This is a genomic window from Mycobacterium barrassiae (assembly GCF_025822765.1).
GTDB lineage: Bacteria > Actinomycetota > Actinomycetes > Mycobacteriales > Mycobacteriaceae > Mycobacterium > Mycobacterium barrassiae.
Window position 1 is genome coordinate 129,804 of the sequence record NZ_JACKUK010000044.1, and the last position, 18,082, is coordinate 147,885.

20 protein-coding genes are annotated in these 18,082 nt (G+C 66.7%); 11 read left to right on the top strand and 9 right to left on the bottom strand.

Annotated features, from left to right (window positions below):
- Window positions 1-8 precede the first annotated feature (8 nt).
- The 9 genes from H7J93_RS28090 (at window position 9) to egtE (ending at window position 8,665) form a co-directional block, all read left to right on the top strand.
- Window positions 9-392, top strand: a complete 384-nt coding sequence (locus tag H7J93_RS28090) for a hypothetical protein (protein ID WP_267309554.1) — start codon at window positions 9-11, stop codon at window positions 390-392.
- Window positions 393-476: 84 nt separating this feature from the next.
- Entirely contained in the window at window positions 477-1,928 is a 1,452-nt protein-coding gene (locus tag H7J93_RS28095) for a catalase (RefSeq protein WP_267309555.1), read from the top strand.
- A gap of 127 nt (window positions 1,929-2,055) precedes the next feature.
- Window positions 2,056-2,484 carry an organic hydroperoxide resistance protein gene (locus tag H7J93_RS28100; protein ID WP_197745402.1) on the top strand — a complete coding sequence of 143 codons (429 nt, stop codon included), beginning with the start codon at window positions 2,056-2,058 and terminating at the stop codon, window positions 2,482-2,484.
- A gap of 50 nt (window positions 2,485-2,534) precedes the next feature.
- A complete protein-coding gene (locus tag H7J93_RS28105) occupies window positions 2,535-3,170 on the top strand; it encodes a sensor domain-containing protein (protein ID WP_267309605.1) in 636 nt (211 codons plus the stop codon).
- A 126-nt stretch (window positions 3,171-3,296) separates the two neighbouring features.
- The gene (gene egtA / locus H7J93_RS28110) at window positions 3,297-4,586 is read left to right on the top strand and encodes an ergothioneine biosynthesis glutamate--cysteine ligase EgtA (RefSeq protein WP_267309556.1); all 1,290 of its coding nucleotides are present in this window, start codon (window positions 3,297-3,299) and stop codon (window positions 4,584-4,586) included.
- On the top strand, window positions 4,583-5,884 hold the full coding sequence (egtB, locus tag H7J93_RS28115; protein WP_267309557.1) for an ergothioneine biosynthesis protein EgtB: 1,302 nt from the start codon (window positions 4,583-4,585) through the stop codon (window positions 5,882-5,884). Before egtA ends, egtB begins: the two co-directional genes overlap by 4 nt.
- Window positions 5,884-6,573, top strand: coding sequence for an ergothioneine biosynthesis protein EgtC (egtC, locus tag H7J93_RS28120; RefSeq protein WP_267309558.1), 690 nt, complete (start codon window positions 5,884-5,886; stop codon window positions 6,571-6,573). The genes egtB and egtC overlap by 1 nt, the downstream gene beginning before the upstream one ends.
- Entirely contained in the window at window positions 6,573-7,538 is a 966-nt protein-coding gene (gene egtD, locus H7J93_RS28125; protein WP_267309559.1) for an L-histidine N(alpha)-methyltransferase, read from the top strand. The genes egtC and egtD overlap by 1 nt, the downstream gene beginning before the upstream one ends.
- Complete coding sequence (egtE, locus tag H7J93_RS28130; RefSeq protein ID WP_267309560.1) at window positions 7,535-8,665, top strand: ergothioneine biosynthesis PLP-dependent enzyme EgtE; 1,131 nt, start codon at window positions 7,535-7,537, stop codon at window positions 8,663-8,665. Before egtD ends, egtE begins: the two co-directional genes overlap by 4 nt.
- Here the strand turns inward: egtE and H7J93_RS28135 are convergent.
- From H7J93_RS28135 to H7J93_RS28150, 4 genes are read right to left on the bottom strand one after another with little or no spacing between them, the layout of a single operon-like run.
- Complete coding sequence (locus tag H7J93_RS28135) at window positions 8,662-9,342, bottom strand: class I SAM-dependent methyltransferase (RefSeq protein WP_276022526.1); 681 nt, start codon at window positions 9,340-9,342, stop codon at window positions 8,662-8,664. The two genes, egtE and H7J93_RS28135, sit on opposite strands and share 4 nt — an antisense overlap.
- A 46-nt stretch (window positions 9,343-9,388) precedes the next feature.
- Complete coding sequence (locus H7J93_RS28140; protein WP_267309561.1) at window positions 9,389-9,826, bottom strand: YajG family lipoprotein; 438 nt, start codon at window positions 9,824-9,826, stop codon at window positions 9,389-9,391.
- Window positions 9,823-11,310, bottom strand: coding sequence for a glutamate-cysteine ligase family protein (locus H7J93_RS28145; RefSeq protein WP_267309562.1), 1,488 nt, complete (start codon window positions 11,308-11,310; stop codon window positions 9,823-9,825). The genes H7J93_RS28140 and H7J93_RS28145 overlap by 4 nt, the downstream gene beginning before the upstream one ends.
- A 9-nt stretch (window positions 11,311-11,319) precedes the next feature.
- The gene (locus H7J93_RS28150; protein ID WP_443677678.1) at window positions 11,320-12,042 is read right to left on the bottom strand and encodes a class I SAM-dependent methyltransferase; all 723 of its coding nucleotides are present in this window, start codon (window positions 12,040-12,042) and stop codon (window positions 11,320-11,322) included.
- 78 nt (window positions 12,043-12,120) lie between these two features.
- Between H7J93_RS28150 and glpK the strand changes: the two genes are divergently transcribed.
- Window positions 12,121-13,647: a glycerol kinase GlpK gene (gene glpK / locus H7J93_RS28155; protein ID WP_372508060.1), complete on the top strand. Its 1,527-nt coding sequence runs from the start codon at window positions 12,121-12,123 to the stop codon at window positions 13,645-13,647.
- A 54-nt stretch (window positions 13,648-13,701) separates the two neighbouring features.
- On the opposite strand, the gene H7J93_RS28160 is transcribed toward glpK, so the two are convergent.
- The 5 genes from H7J93_RS28160 to H7J93_RS28180 form a co-directional block, all read right to left on the bottom strand.
- Window positions 13,702-14,580 (bottom strand): oxidoreductase, encoded by an 879-nt coding sequence (locus H7J93_RS28160; RefSeq protein ID WP_267309564.1) that lies wholly within the window; start codon window positions 14,578-14,580, stop codon window positions 13,702-13,704.
- Window positions 14,581-14,637: 57 nt separating this feature from the next.
- Window positions 14,638-15,357 carry a PadR family transcriptional regulator gene (locus H7J93_RS28165; protein WP_267309565.1) on the bottom strand — a complete coding sequence of 240 codons (720 nt, stop codon included), beginning with the start codon at window positions 15,355-15,357 and terminating at the stop codon, window positions 14,638-14,640.
- Between the two features lie 90 nt (window positions 15,358-15,447).
- Window positions 15,448-15,672, bottom strand: a complete 225-nt coding sequence (locus H7J93_RS28170) for an Rv2628 protein family (protein ID WP_267309566.1) — start codon at window positions 15,670-15,672, stop codon at window positions 15,448-15,450.
- A 41-nt stretch (window positions 15,673-15,713) separates the two neighbouring features.
- Window positions 15,714-16,679, bottom strand: coding sequence for an AraC family transcriptional regulator (locus H7J93_RS28175; RefSeq protein ID WP_267309567.1), 966 nt, complete (start codon window positions 16,677-16,679; stop codon window positions 15,714-15,716).
- A gap of 30 nt (window positions 16,680-16,709) precedes the next feature.
- The gene (locus tag H7J93_RS28180; RefSeq protein ID WP_267309568.1) at window positions 16,710-17,333 is read right to left on the bottom strand and encodes a TetR/AcrR family transcriptional regulator; all 624 of its coding nucleotides are present in this window, start codon (window positions 17,331-17,333) and stop codon (window positions 16,710-16,712) included.
- Window positions 17,334-17,420: 87 nt separating this feature from the next.
- Here H7J93_RS28180 and H7J93_RS28185 point away from each other — a divergent pair, with 87 nt between their 5' ends.
- Window positions 17,421-18,080, top strand: a complete 660-nt coding sequence (locus tag H7J93_RS28185) for a DUF998 domain-containing protein (RefSeq protein WP_267309569.1) — start codon at window positions 17,421-17,423, stop codon at window positions 18,078-18,080.
- The last annotated feature ends 2 nt before the right edge of the window (window positions 18,081-18,082 follow it).

The window sequence follows — 18,082 nt, forward strand, 5'->3', positions numbered from 1 at the left end:
TCTTGGCCATGAGTGAAACACCGACGTCCTCTCCCGAACCTGCGACCGCCCCGGTCGCCGCCCCGCCACCCGTCGTTCGCGACGAACCGCGCCGCAGCAAGCTGACCGCAGCCGCCGCCTGGGTCGGCATCGTCGCGGGTGTGGTGTTCATCGTCGCCGTGATCTTCTTCTCCGGCTTCATCCTCGGAGCGCACAGCGGCGGCCACCGCGGAGGTGGTGGGCACAAGGGCGACCACGGGTTCGTGCAGTTCCACCGCGGTCCGCCGCCGTTCATGCTCCCGCCACCCGGCGGTCCGGGCTTCGGCCCTGGCGGACCGAGGTTCACACCGCCACAGCAGCCCGGCGGTCCGCAGGGCCCGGGCCAGACGACGCCCCCGCCCCGCCCGTCCTGAGTCATGTTTTGATCGGCTCCAGTTCGGGTCATTCTTCTCGACGAGGCCCGGCCCACACGGCCCTCGTCGAGGAGATGACACCCGATGACTGACAACTACACAACCAACGACGCCGGCAATCCGATCCCCAGTCTCGAACATTCGCTGACGGTGGGCTCGGACGGCCCGATTCTGCTGCAGGACCACTACCTGCTGGAGCAGATGGCGAATTTCAACAGGGAGCGCATCCCGGAACGCCAACCACACGCCAAGGGTGGTGGCGCGTTCGGCACCTTTGAGGTGACCGCCGACGTCAGCGCGTTCACCCGAGCGGCGTTCCTGCAGCCCGGAACGAAGACCGACATGGTCGCGCGATTCTCGACCGTCGCCGGTGAGCGCGGCAGCCCGGACACCTGGCGTGATCCGCGCGGCTTCGCGCTGAAGTTCTACACCAGCGAAGGCAATTTCGACATGGTGGGCAACAACACCCCGGTGTTCTTCGTCCGAGATCCGATGAAGTTCCAGAACTTCATCCGCTCGCAGAAGCGGATGGCCGCCAACAATCTTCGCGACCACCACATGCAGTGGGACTTCTGGACGCTGTCACCGGAGTCGGCACATCAGGTCACCTGGCTGATGGGCGACCGCGGTATCCCCAAGAGCTGGCGGCACATGAACGGCTACTCCAGTCATACCTACAGCTGGCTCAACGCGGCCGACGAGTTGTTCTGGGTGAAGTACCACTTCAAGACCGACCAGGGCATCGAGTTCCTGACCCAGGAGGACGCCGACCGGATCGCCGGTGAGGACGGTGACTACCACCAGCGTGACCTCTTCACGTCGATCGAGGAGGGCAACTTCCCGACGTGGACGCTGTTCGTGCAGATCATGCCGTTCGAGGAGGCGAAGACCTACCGATTCAATCCGTTCGACCTGACCAAGGTGTGGCCGCACGGCGACTATCCGTTGCGCGAGGTCGGCAAGATGACCCTCAATCGCAACGTGGAGGACTACCACGCGCAGATCGAGCAGGCCGCGTTCGAGCCGAACAACATCGTGCCGGGCACCGGACTCAGCCCGGACAAGATGCTGCTGGCCCGGGGGTTCTCCTACGCCGACGCCCACCGTGCGCGGCTCGGGGTCAACTACAAGCAGATTCCGGTCAACGAGCCGCACGTCGAGGTCCGCGCATACTCCAAGGACGGAGCGATGCGGATCCGCCACGCGACGGATCCGGTGTATGCGCCGAACTCGATGGGTGGTCCGGAGGCCGACCCGAAGCGCGCCGCCGAGGTGCACTGGGCGTCCGACGGCGACATGGTCCGCACGGCCTATGCCTTGCGTGCCGAGGACGACGACTGGGGTCAGGCCGGCACCCTGGTGCGCGAGGTGCTCGATGACGACCAACGGAATCGACTGGCCCACAACATCATCGGCCATGTGCTCGATGGTGTCCGTGAGCCGGTGCTCTCGCGGGTGTTCCAGTACTGGACCAATGTCGACCCCGACCTCGGCAAGAAGGTCGAGGAAGGGGTGCGCGCCAAACAAGGCGGCTAGGGGCGCTCGACAGGCTCGCCGAGTGCACGCTTGTTTTCGGGTCTTCGCGCGATTTGCGTATAACAAGCGTGCGTTCGGCGAGCACGGGCGTCTTGCCCTCTGAACCACGGCTGGCATGATCGAGCCCATGAGCATCGAAGTCGTATTCACGTCAGAGTCCACCGCAACCGGAGGCGGCCGTGAGGGCCACGTCAAGTCCTCGACCGGCAGGATCGATCTGAACACCAACCACCCGAAGGAGATGGGTGGCAGCGGCGAGGGCACCAACCCCGAGGAGCTGTTCTCGGCCGGCTACTCCGCGTGCTTCCTCGGCGCACTTCGGCTGGTCGCCCGCAACGAGAAGATCGACCTCGACGACGCCACCGGGATCACCGCACAGATCGGCTTCGGTAAGGACCCCGCGGGCGGATTCGCGATCAACGCGCACCTGATCGGGTACCTGCCCGGCCTCGAGCAGAGCGCAGCGGACGAATTGATGGAGAAGGCCCACCAGGTGTGCCCGTACTCCAAGGCCACGCGCGGCAACATCGACGTCAAGCTGTCGGCGAAGGTGTGACCGTGACGGCCCGGCGGGCGCACAGCGGTCTCGGCAGAACTCTCGCAGTCCTGGCCGGCGTCGGTGTCGGCACGGGCCTGTCACTGGCGGCGCCGGCCGCCGACGTCTCAGCCAGGCCCTCTGATCCGGGCGTGGTGAATTACGCCGTGCTGCCGAAGGGTTCGGTGAGCAACATCGTCGGCGCGCCGATTCGGTTCGAGTGGACGTACAACTCTCCATTCCAGTCGTTCTGGGTCGACAACCCGTCGTGCAACAACTGGGCTGACATCGGGTTGCCCGACGTCTATGCCGACCCGGATCTGGCGTCGTTCAACGGTGCGGTGGCGCAGACGGGGCCGAACGACCAGAGAACATTCGTCAAGCAGGCGGTCGGCGTCTTCGCCACCAGCGACGCCGCCGACCGGGCCTTCCATCGCGTCGTCGACCGCACGCTCGGCTGCAACGGCCAGACCACCGCGATGCACCTGGACAACATGGCGACCCAGGTGTGGACGTTCACCGGTGGACCGGCCACCGCGACCGACCTCGACTGGGTAAAGCAGGAGGCGGGCACCGACCGCCGATGCTTCAACACGACCCGGAAACGCGAGAATGTTCTGCTGCAGGCGAAAGTCTGTCAATCCGGCAATGGCGGTCCGGCGGTGAACGTGCTGGCCGGCGCCATGCAGAACACCTTGGGACAGTAAGGGCGGGCGCATTCCGGCAGACCTAACCGACGAAGTCACGAAAAAAACCATGGGACTTTGTCGGTGTGGTCTGGAAGATGTAGGGGAGGACGCGATCATTCCCTACCCGGAAGGGGCCGGAAAGACATGACCTTCGCCATGACGTCCGCTGTGGACGACGCGTATTCAACCACTGAGCTTGAGTTCACCAGCGCAAACGACGCTGCCGGCTACGTCGGCGAGACGTGTCTGGACGACGGCCCGGTCGGCCGGGTGGGCCTCGAGGTCGAGGCGCACTGCTTCGATCTGACCGACCCGATGCGGCGGCCCGGCTGGGATGAGATCAACGCGATCACCGCAGCGGTGCCGCCGTTGCCCGGCGGCAGCGCCATCACGGTCGAACCCGGCGGAGCCGTCGAGTTGTCGGGGCCCCCGCTGGACGGACCGGTGCCGGCCATCGCCGCCATGCAGGCCGACCGCGCCGCGCTACGAGCGGCCTTCGCGCAGGCGGGCCTCGGGTTGGTGCTGCTCGGCGCCGATCCACTGCGGCCCGCCAAACGCGTCAACCCTGGCGCCCGTTACCAGGCGATGGAGACGTTCTTCACCGCCAGCCAGACCGGCGCTGCCGGTGCGGCGATGATGACGTCGACGGCCTCGATCCAGATCAACCTCGACGCCGGGCCACAGGAAGGCTGGGCCGACCGGGTGCGGCTCGCGCATGCGCTCGGGCCGACCATGATCGCGGTCGCGGCGAACTCGCCACTACTCGGCGGCAAGTTCGCGGGCTGGCGTTCCGCGCGCCAACACGTTTGGAGCCAGCTCGATTCGGCGCGCTGCGGACCTGTCCTCGGCGTCAACGGTGACGACCCCGCCAGTGACTGGGCGCGGTACGCGTTGAAGGCACCCGTGATGCTGGTCAACACTCCCGCCAAAAATCAGGTCACCCCGGTGACCTCGTGGGTGCCGTTCGCCGACTGGGCCGACGGCCGCGTGATGCTCGGCAACCGCAGGCCGACGGCGGCCGACCTCGACTACCACCTCACCACGCTGTTCCCGCCGGTGCGACCACGCCGCTGGCTGGAGATCCGGTACCTCGACAGCGTCCCCGACGCGGTGTGGCCGGCGATCGCGTTCACGCTTGTCACCCTGCTCGACGACCCGATCGCCGCCGATATCGCCGCCGAGGCCACCGAATCGGTCGCCACCGCGTGGGACCGTGCCGCCCAGATCGGACTCGGCGACCGCAGGCTGGCCGACGCCGCGACACGATGCGTGACGGCCACCGCCGAACGGGCTCCCGCCGAACTCGAGGAATCCATGCGGCAGTTGGTGCGTTCGGTCGAACAGGGTCGGTGCCCGGCCGACGACTTCTCCGATCGGGTCGTCGAGCTTGGAATCGCACCGGCGGTCACCCAACTGGCGCAAGGGGAGCTGTGAGCCAACGCGAGACACTCGCCCGCGAACTGACGACCGCCCGTGACCGAACCCTGCGGCTGGTCGACTTCGACGACGCCGAACTGCACCGCCAGTACGACTCACTGATGAGCCCGCTGGTGTGGGACCTCGCGCACATCGGCTGGCAGGAAGAGCTGTGGCTGCTGCGCGGCAACGACCCGGCCCGCCCCGGACTCCTCGAACCGCAGGTCGAGCGGTGTTACGACGCATTCCTCAACCCTCGCGCCAGCCGCGTCGAACTCCCATTGCTGTCGCCGATTGAAGCCAGGTCCTACTGCGCGACCGTGCGCAACAAGGCACTCGACCGTCTCGACGCCCTGCCCGCCGACCACGGTGACGAGTTCACATTCGGGCTGGTGATCAGCCACGAGAACCAGCACGACGAGACGATGCTGCAGGCGCTGAATCTGCGCGCCGGTCCCGCGTTGTTGAACCGCGGAGCGCCGCTACCGTCCGGCAGGCCGGGAGTCGCGGGCACGTCGGTGCTCGTCCCGGCAGGTGAGTTCGTCCTCGGCGTGGACGCGGTGACCGAACCGCACTCGCTGGACAACGAGCGCGGGCCGCACGTGGTCGACCTGCCGGCCTTCCGCATCGGCACGGTGCCGGTGACCAACGGTGAGTGGCGGCAGTTCATCGACGACGGCGGGTACGACGAGCGCCGCTGGTGGTCCGATGCCGGCTGGTCCCACAAGCAAGCGGCGGGACTGACAGCACCGCAGTTCTGGAACGACGGCGACCTGGCCGGCACCCGGACCCGGTTCGGCCATGTCGAGGACATCCCGGACGACGAACCCGTACAGCATGTGACGTTCTTCGAGGCCGAGGCCTACGCGAAGTGGGCGGGTGCCCGATTGCCCACCGAGCAGGAATGGGAGAAGGCCTGCGCCTGGGATCCCGCCGCCAATGCGCGACGCCGTTATCCATGGGGTTCATCGGAGCCGACGGCGCATCTGGCCAACCTCGGCGGTGACGCCCTGCGCCCCGCCCCGGTGGGCGCCTACCCGGCAGGCGCGTCGGCCTACGGCGCCGAACAGATGCTCGGCGACGTTTGGGAGTGGACCACGTCGCCGCTGCGGCCGTGGCCGGGGTTCACGCCGATGCTCTACGAGCAGTACTCGGCGCCGTTCTTCGAAGGCACCGGAGCTGGTGACTACAAGGTGCTGCGCGGCGGCTCGTGGGCGGTCGCGTCGAACATCCTGCGGCCGAGCTTCCGCAACTGGGACCACCCGATCAGGAGGCAGATCTTCTCGGGTGTGCGGCTGGCGTGGGATGTCGACTGATGTGCCGACATCTCGGCTGGCTCGGTAAACCGGTCTCCGTCGCATCGCTGGTACTGGAACCGGCCAATGGTCTTCTGGTGCAATCGTATTCACCGCGCAAGCAGAAGCACGGCTTGATGAATGCCGACGGTTGGGGCGTCGGATTCTTCGACGGCGCCACCCCGCGACGCTGGCGCAGCGCCGCCCCGCTGTGGGGGGATACGTCGTTCGCATCGGTGGCACCGGTGTTGCGCAGTGGGTGCATCGTCGCGGCCGTGCGGTCGGCAAGCGTCGGGATGCCGATCGAAGCATCGGCGTCCGCACCCTTCACCGACGGTCACTGGCTGCTGTCGCACAACGGCCTCGTCGACCGCGGCGCCCTTCCGCTCTCCGCGAAGGCCGAATCGACCTGTGACAGCGCGTTGTTGGCTGCGCTGATCTTCGACCGAGGGTTGGACGCGCTTGGGGACACCATCGTCGAGGTCGCCGCCGCGGATCCGGACGCTCGGCTGAACATCCTGGCGGCCAACACCTCTCGGCTGCTCGCCACCACGTGGGGCGACACCCTCTTTGCGCTGCGATGCCACGACGGCGTTGTGCTCGCCAGCGAACCGTATGACGACAACCCCGACTGGCGGGAGATTCCCGATCGCCATCTGGTCTCCGTCCTCGGCCGAGATATCGAGCTGGTCCCGCTGAAAGGATCGTGATGACGTTCGCACTGTCGAACTACCTGTCTGCGAACTCGGCGGGCGACGCCCTGCGCCGTGACGTCCTCGAAGGGTTGACGCAGACACCGAAGACGTTGCCGCCCAAATGGTTCTACGATTCCGTCGGCAGCGATCTGTTCGATCAGATCACCCGCCTGCCCGAGTACTACCCCACCCGCACCGAGGCGCAGATCCTGCGGGAGCGGTCGGCCGAGATCGCCGCGGCGTCGGGCGCGGACACCCTCGTGGAGCTGGGCAGCGGCACGTCGGAGAAGACCCGCATGCTGCTCGACGCCCTGCGCGACAGCGGATCCCTTCGCCGGTTCATCCCGTTCGACGTCGACGCGTCGGTGCTCAGGGCGGCCGGAGCCGCAATCGAGCAGGAGTATCCGGGCATCGAGATTGATGCGGTGTGCGGTGATTTCGAGGAGCATCTCGGCAAGATTCCCCGCGTCGGCCGCCGACTGGTCGCCTTCCTCGGCTCCACGATCGGCAATCTCACGCCGGGGCCGCGTGGTGAGTTTCTGACCACGCTGGCGCAGACCCTGCAGCCAGGCGACAGCCTGCTGCTGGGCACGGATCTCGTCAAGGACGCCGATCGATTGGTGGCGGCCTACGACGACAGCGCGGGCGTCACCGCCCAGTTCAACCGCAACGTGTTGGCCGTGGTCAACCGCGAACTGGACGCCGATTTCGTGCTGGACGCCTTCGACCACGTCGCCAAGTGGAACACCGACGAGGAACGCATCGAGATGTGGTTGCGCGCCAACCACGCACAGCGCGTCCACGTGAAGGCACTCGAGTTGACCGTCGACTTCGAAGACGGCGAGGAGATGCTGACTGAGGTCTCGTGCAAGTTCCGCCCCGAGGGGGTGGCCGCCGAACTGGCCGACGCCGGCCTGCGCCGCACGCATTGGTGGACCGACGACGCGGGTGACTTCGCCCTGTCACTGGCGACGCTGTGACGTCCGAAGCGGGAAGCCTCGGCGAGCAGTGGCGGGCAGCCAGGCCTGCCGTCGCCGGCCTGCACCTCGACAGCGCGGCGTGCTCCCGGCAGAGCTTCGCGGTCATCGACGCCGCGGCGCAGCACGCCCGCCATGAAGCCGAGGTCGGCGGATACGTCGCCGCCGCAGCCGCCGCTCCGGTGCTCGACGCGGGCCGCGCAGCGATTGCGGCGCTCACCGGCTTGGAGAGCAGTGGTGTCGTCTTCACCACCGGCGCCAACAACGCGCTGGACCTCCTGCTGTCCAGCTGGCCCGGTGAGCGCACCGTCGCGTGCCTGCCCGGCGAGTACGGACCCAACCTTGCAGTCATGGCGGCCAACGGTTTTACGGTGCGCGCATTGCCTGTGGACGGCGATGGCCGGCTCGACGTCGACGCCGCGGGCCGCGCCCTCGCCGACGACCTTCCCGCGCTGGTACACCTGACGGCACTGGCCAGCCACCGAGGTGTCGCTCAACCGATGGCTGGGCTTGCAGAGGTCTGCCGGGATCTGAACCTGCCATTGGTGATCGATGCGGCGCAGGCGCTGGGACACCTCGATTGCGCGGTGACACCTTCGGCGATCTACAGCTCGTCGCGTAAATGGGTCGCCGGCCCGCGCGGAGTCGGGTTTCTGGCGGTGCGCGGCGATCTGGCCGATACGCTGCGGCCGCGGCTACCACCGCCGGAGTGGGGCTTGCCGTTGACAGTGATGGAAAGGCTGGAACAAGGCGAAGCCAATGTCGCTGCGCGCGTTGGCTATTCGGTTGCGCTCGGCGAGTATCTGGCCGCCGGGCCCAAGCGGATCGGTGAACGGCTGGCCGAGGTGGGCAGGATGACACGCGAGGCGCTGAGCGACGTCAAGGGTTGGCGGGTCGTCGAGGCGGTGGAGGAACCGACGGCGATCACCACGCTGGTGCCCGTCGACGGTGCGGACCCGCAACAGGTGCGCGCGCAACTGATCGCCGAGCACGCCATCGTCACCACCTATGCCGAAACTCTGCGGGCCCCTTTCGAGATGGCGTCGCCAGTGCTGCGGGCGTCGCCGCATGTCGACGTCACCGCCGAGGAACTCGGCCAGTTCGCCAAGGCGCTGGCCGCGGTCACCTAACCCTCTTTGTGCGCGGCGAGAAGGAAGCCAGGCATCTTGTCCCGGTCCTTGTCGTCCTTGTCAAAGGCCGGCATCGTGAAGGGTGCCTCGGCCGGAATCGCCACCGCCATCTTCGCGTGGATGAATGCGGGACGAATCTCGTCGATGGTCCAGTACTTCGACACCGCGTCGCGCAACTCGTCCTCCGTCACGGTGTGCGGGCCGAACCCTTCAGGGAAAGCACCCTTTTCGAACACCAGGATGTAGAGGACCGACCCCGGTGCCGCCGCCCGGTGCACGGCACGCAGGTAGGCGTCGCGCCCTTCGACCGGCAACGAGTGGAACAAGGTGCTGTCGATGATGGTGTTGAACCGCCCGTCGAATCCGGTGAACGACGTGATGTCGTCCTGGACGAACGTGGCGTTGGTCAAGCCGCGCTCGGTCGCGGCCTTGGTGGCGGCCGCGACGGCGGTCGGTGACAGGTCGATGCCGACGACGGTGTGACCAGCCGCCGCCAGCGCCAGCGACAACTCGGCGTATCCGCAGCCGGCGTCGAGCACGTCGCTGCGGACCTTGCCACTCTCGACCACTGCGGCCAGTTCGGGCTGCGGCTCGCCGATGTTCCACGGCGGCGGCCCTTCGAAGGGGCCGTGTTCCTGGTAGGCGTCGTCCCACTCCATCACGTCTTCTGCTGCCATGGCCCCAACCTACGCCGGGTTCCTGTGAGCGACGAAAGAGCCTGCTCTAGGCCGACTTTCGCACCAGCAGCGTGGCGTTGTAGGCGGTGAGGGCCGGTGCATCGTCGGGCGTCTGCGGATATGGGTCCAGCGATTTCAGCTCGACGATGTAGTCGCCTACCTGCACCGTCTGCTTGTTCTGCCCGGGTGCCGGGTTGGTGTTGAACTCGACGGTCGTCGATGGGCCCTGGGCCTGCTCCGCGACGACGGCGATGCGCGCCTGGCCGGTCCAGAAGCATTCGACCTGCGTGGGGCAGCGCGAATCCTCCAGCACGTCAGTGAAGCGCAGTCGCAGGTCAGTGCCGCGAACCGTGGCGGCCTGACCACCGTGCAGAACGAACTCCTGATCGAGGCCGGCCTCGATGGGGTCCGCCTGCGCCGGGTGGCTCTGACACCCCGCCAGGGCGAATACCAATGCCGCGAACACGACCCAGAATCTGGTCACGGTCCGTCCCAGGTGTGCACGGGCTCGTTGCTGTGCATGCGTTCACAGTAAATTCGCAGCATCTCGGCCAGTGCGTTCGGCCGGGACAGCCCGCGGTTCTGCAGCGCCTGCACGGTGGCGACCTGCCATGCGGATCCGTTGCGTCCGGTCTTCGCGCGGCCCTCGATGACGCCGAGGTAGCGGTCACGTACCTCGCCGGCGACCTCCCACCGCCGCAGTCCCTCGTCGGCCATTGGCAGCAACTGCCGCAGCACCAACTCGTCCGGCGTCACCTCGCCGAGGCCGGGCCAGTACAGTCGCGCACTCATTCCGTGCTGCGCGGATTCGGTGAAATTATGTTGTGCCGCAGCGAAACTCATCTTCGTCCACAGCGGCCGGTCATCCTCGGCCAGTGTCCGCAGTACGCCGTAATAGAACGCGGCGTTGGCCATCATGTCGACGACCGTCGGTCCCGCGGGCAGCACACGGTTCTCCACGCGCAGGTGGGGGCGGAGGACACCGTCCTGCTCGACGATGTCGTAGACCGGACGGTTCCACCGGTAGATGGTGCCGTTGTGCAGCCGCAGCTCGGAAAGCCGAGGCGTGCGGCCTTCGGCGAGTTCGCGCACGGGGTCCTCGTCGGACATCTCGGGCAGCAGCGACGGGAAGTAGCGGACGTTCTCCTCGAACAGGTCGAAGATCGAGGTGATCCATCGCTCGCCGAACCAGACCCGCGGGCGGACGCCCTGCGTCTTGAGCTCGTCGGGGCGGGTGTCGGTGGCCTGGGTGAACAGTTCGATACGGGTCTCCGCCCACAGCTGGTGGCCGTAGAAGTACGGCGAATTGGCGCCGAGCGCCAGCTGCGGCCCGGCCAGCACCTGGGCGGCGTTCCAATTGTGGGCGAAGTCAGCGGGGGACACCTGCAGGTGCAATTGCATGCTGGTGCACGCGGACTCCGGAGCGATCGACTCGGTCTGCAGGCTCAGCCGTTCCGGCCCGCTGATGTCGATCAGGATGTCTTCCCCGCGGGCGGTGAAGATCGAATCGTTGAGTGCCCGATAGCGCGTCGACTCGCTCATCCAGCGGCCCGTGAGATGCTCGGGCATCAGGGTCGGCAGGATGCCGATCATCACGATGTGCGCATCGTGCTCGTGGGCCTTGGCTTCGGCCGCGTTGAGGCTGGCTCGCACATCGGACTCGAGTTCGAGCGCCGCTCGACCGGGCAACCGGCGTGGCGGGACGTTGAATTCGATGTTGTAGGCACCTAGTTCGGTCTGGTACGCCGGGTCGGCGATCGCCTGCAGCACTTCGGAATTGGTCATGGCGGGCTGATAGGCGGAGTCGACGAGATTGCACTCGATCTCCATGCCGGTCAGCGGCCGCTCGAACTCGAAACTGGACTCCTTCAGCATGGTTTCGAAGACGTCGAGGCACTGCTGAACCTTGCGCCGATACTCGCGGCGGTGCGCGCGGGAGTACTCGGTGTCCTGCACTTCTTCGCCCACGGTCGAAGCCTATCGGCGGGTGGCCACCACGACCTGCGGATTCAACAGTCCGCCGCGTAACTCCACCTCGATCGTCGGGTCGGCGTATTCGGCCAGCGCGCGCAGCGCCGACGGACTGTAGGTGCGCAGCGAGCTGATGACCCCGTCGTGAATGAACGGAATGAACGGGGCGAATGGCAGCATCGTCGCGAGCCGGACGAGATGCAGCGGCGCCGGCGGTCGGGGCAGATCGATGATCACCAGCTTGTCGGCCGCGCGCGTGCCCTCCGCGAACACCCGCGCTGCCGTTGCCGGCGGCAGATGGTGAAACGACAGGACGAAGACCGCCACATCGAAGTGCCCGTCGGGTGTGTCGATGGCGACGGCGTCCATCTCCCGAATCGTGGCGCGCGGGTGCTCACCCAGATCGCTTGCGGCCATCGCCGCCACCGATGACGCGTCGATGTCGGTCACCGTCACATCGGCGGTGGGGTGCCACTCCAGCAGTTTTCGGGACAGACCGCCGTGTCCGGCGCCGAGCTCGAGGATCTTGGGGTCGGCGACGTCGGCGACCTCGTCCATCACGATCTGGGCGAAGCGCTCGGTGTTGCCGAAGAACTCGCCGGTCCGCTCGAGTGCCCTGATCACGCTGCGCTTGACGTCGTCCGCCACGTCGTCCCGGTCCAGGTATTCCAGCCGGTCGGTCTCCAACAGCCGGTCAAGGCACGACGCCTTGGGCCCGCCGCGGGGCATGCGGTCAATGTCGACTGCTTCGGGAGCCACGTGGACCATGATGGACGATTGCAGGGCCGTCCGGAGGGAGCACGTAGGTTGGCAGATCTTGGTGAGTTCATAGCCGCCATCGACCAGGGCACCACCAGCACCAGGTGCATGATCTTCGACCACGACGGCGCCGAGGTCGGGCGTCACCAGCTCGAACACGAACAGATCCTGCCCAAGGCCGGGTGGGTGGAGCACAACCCGGTCGAGATCACCGAACGCACCGCGTCGGTCATCCAGTCGGCGCTGAACAAGACCAACCTGTCGGCCACGGACCTGGCGGCGCTGGGCATCACCAACCAGCGCGAGACGTCGCTGGTGTGGAACCGTAAGACCGGACGGCCGTACTACAACGCGATCGTCTGGCAGGACACCCGCACCGACCGCATCGCCTCGGCGCTGGACCGCGACGACCGCGGTGATGTGATCCGGCGCAAGGCCGGACTGCCGCCCGCGACGTATTTCTCCGGCGGCAAGCTGCAGTGGATTCTGGAGAACGTCGACGGGGTGCGCGCCGACGCCGAAAAGGGCGACGCGATCTTCGGCACCGCCGACACCTGGGTGCTGTGGAACCTCACCGGCGGTGCACGCGGCGGTGTGCACGCCATCGATGTGACCAATGCCAGTCGCACCATGCTGATGAATCTCGAAACGCTGGACTGGGACGACGAACTGCTGTCGTTCTTCGGCATTCCGCGAAAGATGCTCCCGGAGATCAAGCCGTCGTCGTACCCGGAGTCGTTCGGCGTGACGCGTGACGACGGTCCGGTCGGCGGCCAGGTGCCGATCACGGGCATCCTCGGCGACCAGCAAGCCGCGATGGTGGGGCAGGTCTGCCTCGACGCGGGCGAGGCCAAGAACACCTACGGCACAGGCAATTTCCTGCTGCTCAACACCGGAGAGAAGATCGTCCGCTCGGAGAACGGATTGCTCACGACGGTGTGCTATCAGTTCGGTGACTCGAAACCCGTTTACGCCCTTGAGGGTTCGATCGCGGTCACCGGATCGGCCGTGCAGTGGCTCCGTGATCAGCTCGGCATCATCAGCGGTGCGTCGGAGAGCGAGGCGTTGGCGCGTCAGGTCGAGGACAACGGCGGCGTCTACTTCGTCCCCGCGTTCTCGGGACTCTTTGCGCCATACTGGCGTTCGGACGCGCGGGGCGCGATCGTCGGGCTGTCCCGGTTCAACACCAACGCGCACCTGGCGCGCGCGACGCTCGAGGCGATCTGCTACCAGAGCCGCGACGTCGTCGACGCGATGGAGGCGGACTCCGGTGTGCACATGGAGGTGCTCAAGGTCGACGGCGGTATCACGGCCAACGATCTGTGCATGCAGATCCAGGCCGACGTCCTCGGCGTCGACGTGATCAAGCCCGTCGTCGCCGAGACCACCGCGCTCGGCGCCGCCTACGCCGCGGGCCTCGCGGTCGGATTCTGGGAGAACCCCGACGACCTGCGGGCCAACTGGCAGGAGGACAAGCGCTGGACGCCGGCGTGGACCGACGAGCAGCGCGCCGCCGGATACGCCGGTTGGCAGAAGGCGGTGCAGCGCACCCTCGACTGGGTCGACGTTTCATAGCGATTTGTGTGCGTTTTCGCGCGCTCAGCGCTCGCGAACGCACACAAATCGCAATTATGCGGCCGCGTCGAGCTGGCGTTTGACGTCCTCGTCGAGCTCGATGTCGCGCACCGCGGTGTTCTCCTCGAGATGCGCCACCGACGACGTGCCGGGGATCAGCAGTACGTTGGGCGCGACGGACAGCGTCCACGCGAGCGCGATCTGCGCCGGTGTGCGGCCCAGCTTCTCCGCCTCGCTCTTGACGGCGGGATGACCGAGCACCGGGTTGTCGGACGTGAACGCCGAACCGAGCGGAAAGAACGGCACGAACGCGATGCCGTGTTCGATGCAGGCGTCCAGTACCGGCTGCGACGTTCGGTCGACGAGGTTGTAGGCGTTCTGCACGCACACGATCTCGGTGCGGTCCAACGCGATTCGCAGATGCTCGAGCGTAACGCTGCTCAACCCGATGCCGTCGATCAGCCCTTCGTCGCGGGCCTTGATCATCGCGGTGAGCTGACGGTCGAACAGTTCGCGGTTCACGGGACCCGGACGACTGGGATCGCCGTCCTCGTCGTGTATCCGCAGGTTCACCGCCGCGAGGCGATCGGTCTGCAGCGTCGCGAGGTTCTCCTCGATCCCGGCGCGCAGTTCGTCGGGCTGCTGGGCGGGCAGCCACTCTCCGGCGTCGCCGCGCTTGCCGCCGACCTTGCTCACCAACGCCAAGTCGGCGGGGTAGGGGTGCAGAGCTTCGCGGATCAGCTCGTTGGCCACATTCGGTCCATAGAACTGAGACGTGTCGATGTGGTTGATGCCCAACTCGATTACGCGCCGCAGCACCGCGATCACCTGGTCGTGATCGCGCGGCGGACCAAACACACCCGGTCCAGGGAGTTGCATGGCGCCGAAGCCGACGCGGCCGACATTGAACGAGCCCAGCGGGAAGGTTTGCATAGGTTTACCCATACCTGTCCGTACACGCTTCCCGCTGGGCTTATTCCGGATGATCGGCTATTCGGCCTCTCCGAGGATGTGGTAGATCTCGCGGCGGGCGTTGTTGATGATGTCGACGATGCGCTGCTGTTGGTCAGCCGATGCGGCGTGCGCGGACTGCGCGACGGCGCCCATCAATTGCCCGACGGCACTGCGCAGGCTGATGGCACCTGGATCGGCCCCCTCGGTGATCTCGTCCCACGGCGCCGTCTCGATCTTCTCGGCGGCGGCGCGGCCCTCCTCGGTGAGCTCGAAGAGTTTCTTGCTGCCCTCGGATTCGGTGGAGACGAGGAGGCCCTCGTCGACCAGCAGTTGCAGCGTCGGGTACACCGAGCCGGGGCTGGGCTTCCACAATTGCTGACTGCGTTCGTTGATCTCCTGGATCATCTCGTAGCCGTGCATCGGCCGATCGGTGAGCAGCTTGAGGATCGCGGCCCGCACGTCGCCGCGCCTGCCGCGTCCGCCGCCACGGGGTCCGCCGCGACGCCCGCCACGGGCGAAGCCGGGTCCGAACCCGAAGCCGGGGCCGAAACCGGGTCCGAAACCTGGGCCGAAGCCGCCAGGTCCGAAGCCACTGAAGCCGGCGTCGCCGCGGTGCTCGCGGATGTGGTCACGGAACTCGCGACGGGCTTGGCGACGGTGTTCGTGCAGCGCACGGCGGTTTTGCGGGCCGAATCCGGCGCCGAAGCCGAAGCCCTGGAACGGGCCGCCGGGTGGGGGTGTGAATGGGGTGTCCATGGTCGTGTCCTTGTTTTCGACAGGAGGCGCGATCTGCGCTTCCGATACGTTGACGATATATCGGAAACTATCGCGATGCAACGCCGATTATCAGTTGGCCACGGTGACGTCGACGGACAGGTACTCGCCGAGGGCGCGTGCCGCGGGCCAGTCGCCGGCGTGGACAGCCTTCTCGAGATCGTCGGCCAGCGGACTGTCGGCACCGAGTTCGGCGAGCCAAGCCGCGACGGTCGCGGCGATCGCGTGGGCAGGCACCTCGACCGTCAGCCCACCGCGCAGGCGTTGGGAGACGCGGTAGATGGTCGGGCGCTGCATACACGGGATTCGGAGCCGACGGGCCCGTGGATGCGTTCGGACTAGAGCGCTGACGAATCCAACTCGTCCGCCAGTCGAGCGGCGTTGGCGCGGTGGGTGTTCGGGCTGACCCCGTATGCCCGCTTGAATGCACTGCTCAACGCGAATGGTGTGCTGTACCCGACCTGGCGGGCGACCGCCCCGATGGTCACGTCGCTCGACCGCAACAGATCGGCGGCGACCGCGAGTCGCCAGCTCGTCAGGAACGCGATCGGCGGTTCGCCCACCTGCTCGGTGAACCTACGCGCGAAGACCGCGCGGGAACAGCCAACTGCCGCAGCCAGATTCGCCACTGTCCAGGGGTGCGCCGGATCGTTGTAGATCAGCGTCAACGCCGGGCCGACCACCGGGTCCTGTTCGGCGGTCCACCACGCGGGAGCGTTGCCGTCTCGGCCGAACCAGACCCGCAGCACCGCGATCAGCAGCACATCGAGCATCCGGTCCAGGTATGCCTCCTGGCCGGCGCCGTCGCAGCCGGCCTCACGAGCCAGCAGGTCCACCAAGGTCGGGTCCAATTCCTCAGCGCACACCACCAGCACTGTCGGCAGTACGTCCAGAAGCCGCGCGCTCACCTCACTGCGGCCCTCATATGCGCAGATCACCGATCGCATCGCTCCCGACCGGCTGTTGCCCCACGTTCGCACGCCAAGCGACAACTCGAATTTCAGTGTCTCACCCGCCAGCGTCGTGCAGCGGTTCCCGGGATGGATGACGGCCGTCGGTGCGGTCGCCGGGTCGTCGGCGAACACGTAGTGCTCGGTGCCCCGCGTCAAGGCGACGTCACCGGGGTGCAGCCAGGTGGCTCCCGCACTCTCGCCGACGATGACGGCGCTGCCGTGCGTCTGGCAGATCAACGTCAGCGGCGCATCGTCGCGGATGCTCAACGACCAGGGTGGATCCATCATCATTCGCAAGACGAAGGCGCCGCGTGCTCGCACACCGTCGAGCAGGCCGACCAGGGCGTCCACGACTTGAGCCTATCGTCGTGCGCAGCTCGATCAAGGTCGGTAACCGGCGAGAAAAAGCGCAACCCCGGCACGGACGTGACGGTCGACATCCATCCCTTCAAGCACTTGCGGTCCTCCGCAGAACAGCGCTTGGTCGATGCAGCGGCCCACGACGAGGAATGCGAAATGCTCTGCGGCAACAGCGGGTTCAGGGGCCGACAACAGACCGCGATCGTGCAGACGACCGATGCAATCGGCGAAGGCGGCGAGCACCCTCGCCGGAGCCTGGTCGTAATACAGCTGTGCCAGCTCGGGCACTCGATTCGCTTCGCCGACCACGAGCCTGCGCAATTGCACGACAGGCTCCGCCAACACCGCGCGCAGATACTCGCCGGCCAACGCGGTGAGGTCCGCTTCCAGATTGTCGGTGTCGGCCAGTTGCGCGATCCGACCGAGGAACGGTGTCACGGTGCTGCTCAAGGCCTCGTCCACGATCGCCAGCAGCAGTTCGTGTTTGTCGCCGAAGTGTTTGTACACCGTCTGCTTGGACACCTCAGCCGACGCGGCAACCTGGTCGACGCTGGTGCCCTGATAGCCATTGGCGAGGAAGAGCGCCTGACCCGCAGACAGGATGGTCGCGCGTTTCCGGGCAGAACGGCCGAGCGCCTGAGTCATACCGCCCCTTACTTCAGTACTGGACAGTCTAGTTCTACAGAAACTAGAGTACTGGACAGTCTAGTTTTGATCGGCGGAAGAGATGCCATGACCACGACGGAACGCCCCCCGTTACCTGTGCGGATCACCAAGTCCCTACTCGGCTACGGCGTCATCGCGGGTCCGATCTACATCGTCATCGCCGCAGCTCAGATGTTCACCAGGGACGGATATGACCCAACGAGGCACGCCGTCAGCCAACTGTCGAACGGCGACTTGGGTTGGGTTCAGATCGTCAACTTCCTGCTCACCGGCGCGATGACGATTGCGGCGGCGGTCGGAGTGCGACGTGCGCTCGGGCCGGGGCGCGTGTCCGCGTGGGCGTCCGGTCTGCTCGGTGCGTACGGCCTCGGCGTGTTCTGCGCGGGAATCTTCCGTGCCGACCCGTCTGATGGATTCCCTCCCGGCACGCCACCGGGTATGGGCGAGGTCAGCTGGCATGGGCTGGCCCACTTTGCAATCGCAGGTCTTGGCTTCCTCTGCCTCGTGGCGGCCTGCCTGGTGATGGGCACCTGGTTCGGACGGCGTAGCGAGGCCGGTTGGGCGTGGTACTCGCGGATCACCGGACTCGTGTTCTTGGCGAGCTTTCTGGCGCTGTCCTCCGGATCCGGCGGAGCCGCCGCGATTTTGGTGTTCACTGCGGCGGTCGTCGCGGTGTGGGTGTGGTTGTCGGCGGTGTCGGTGAAGCTCTACAGAACGATCGAATAAAC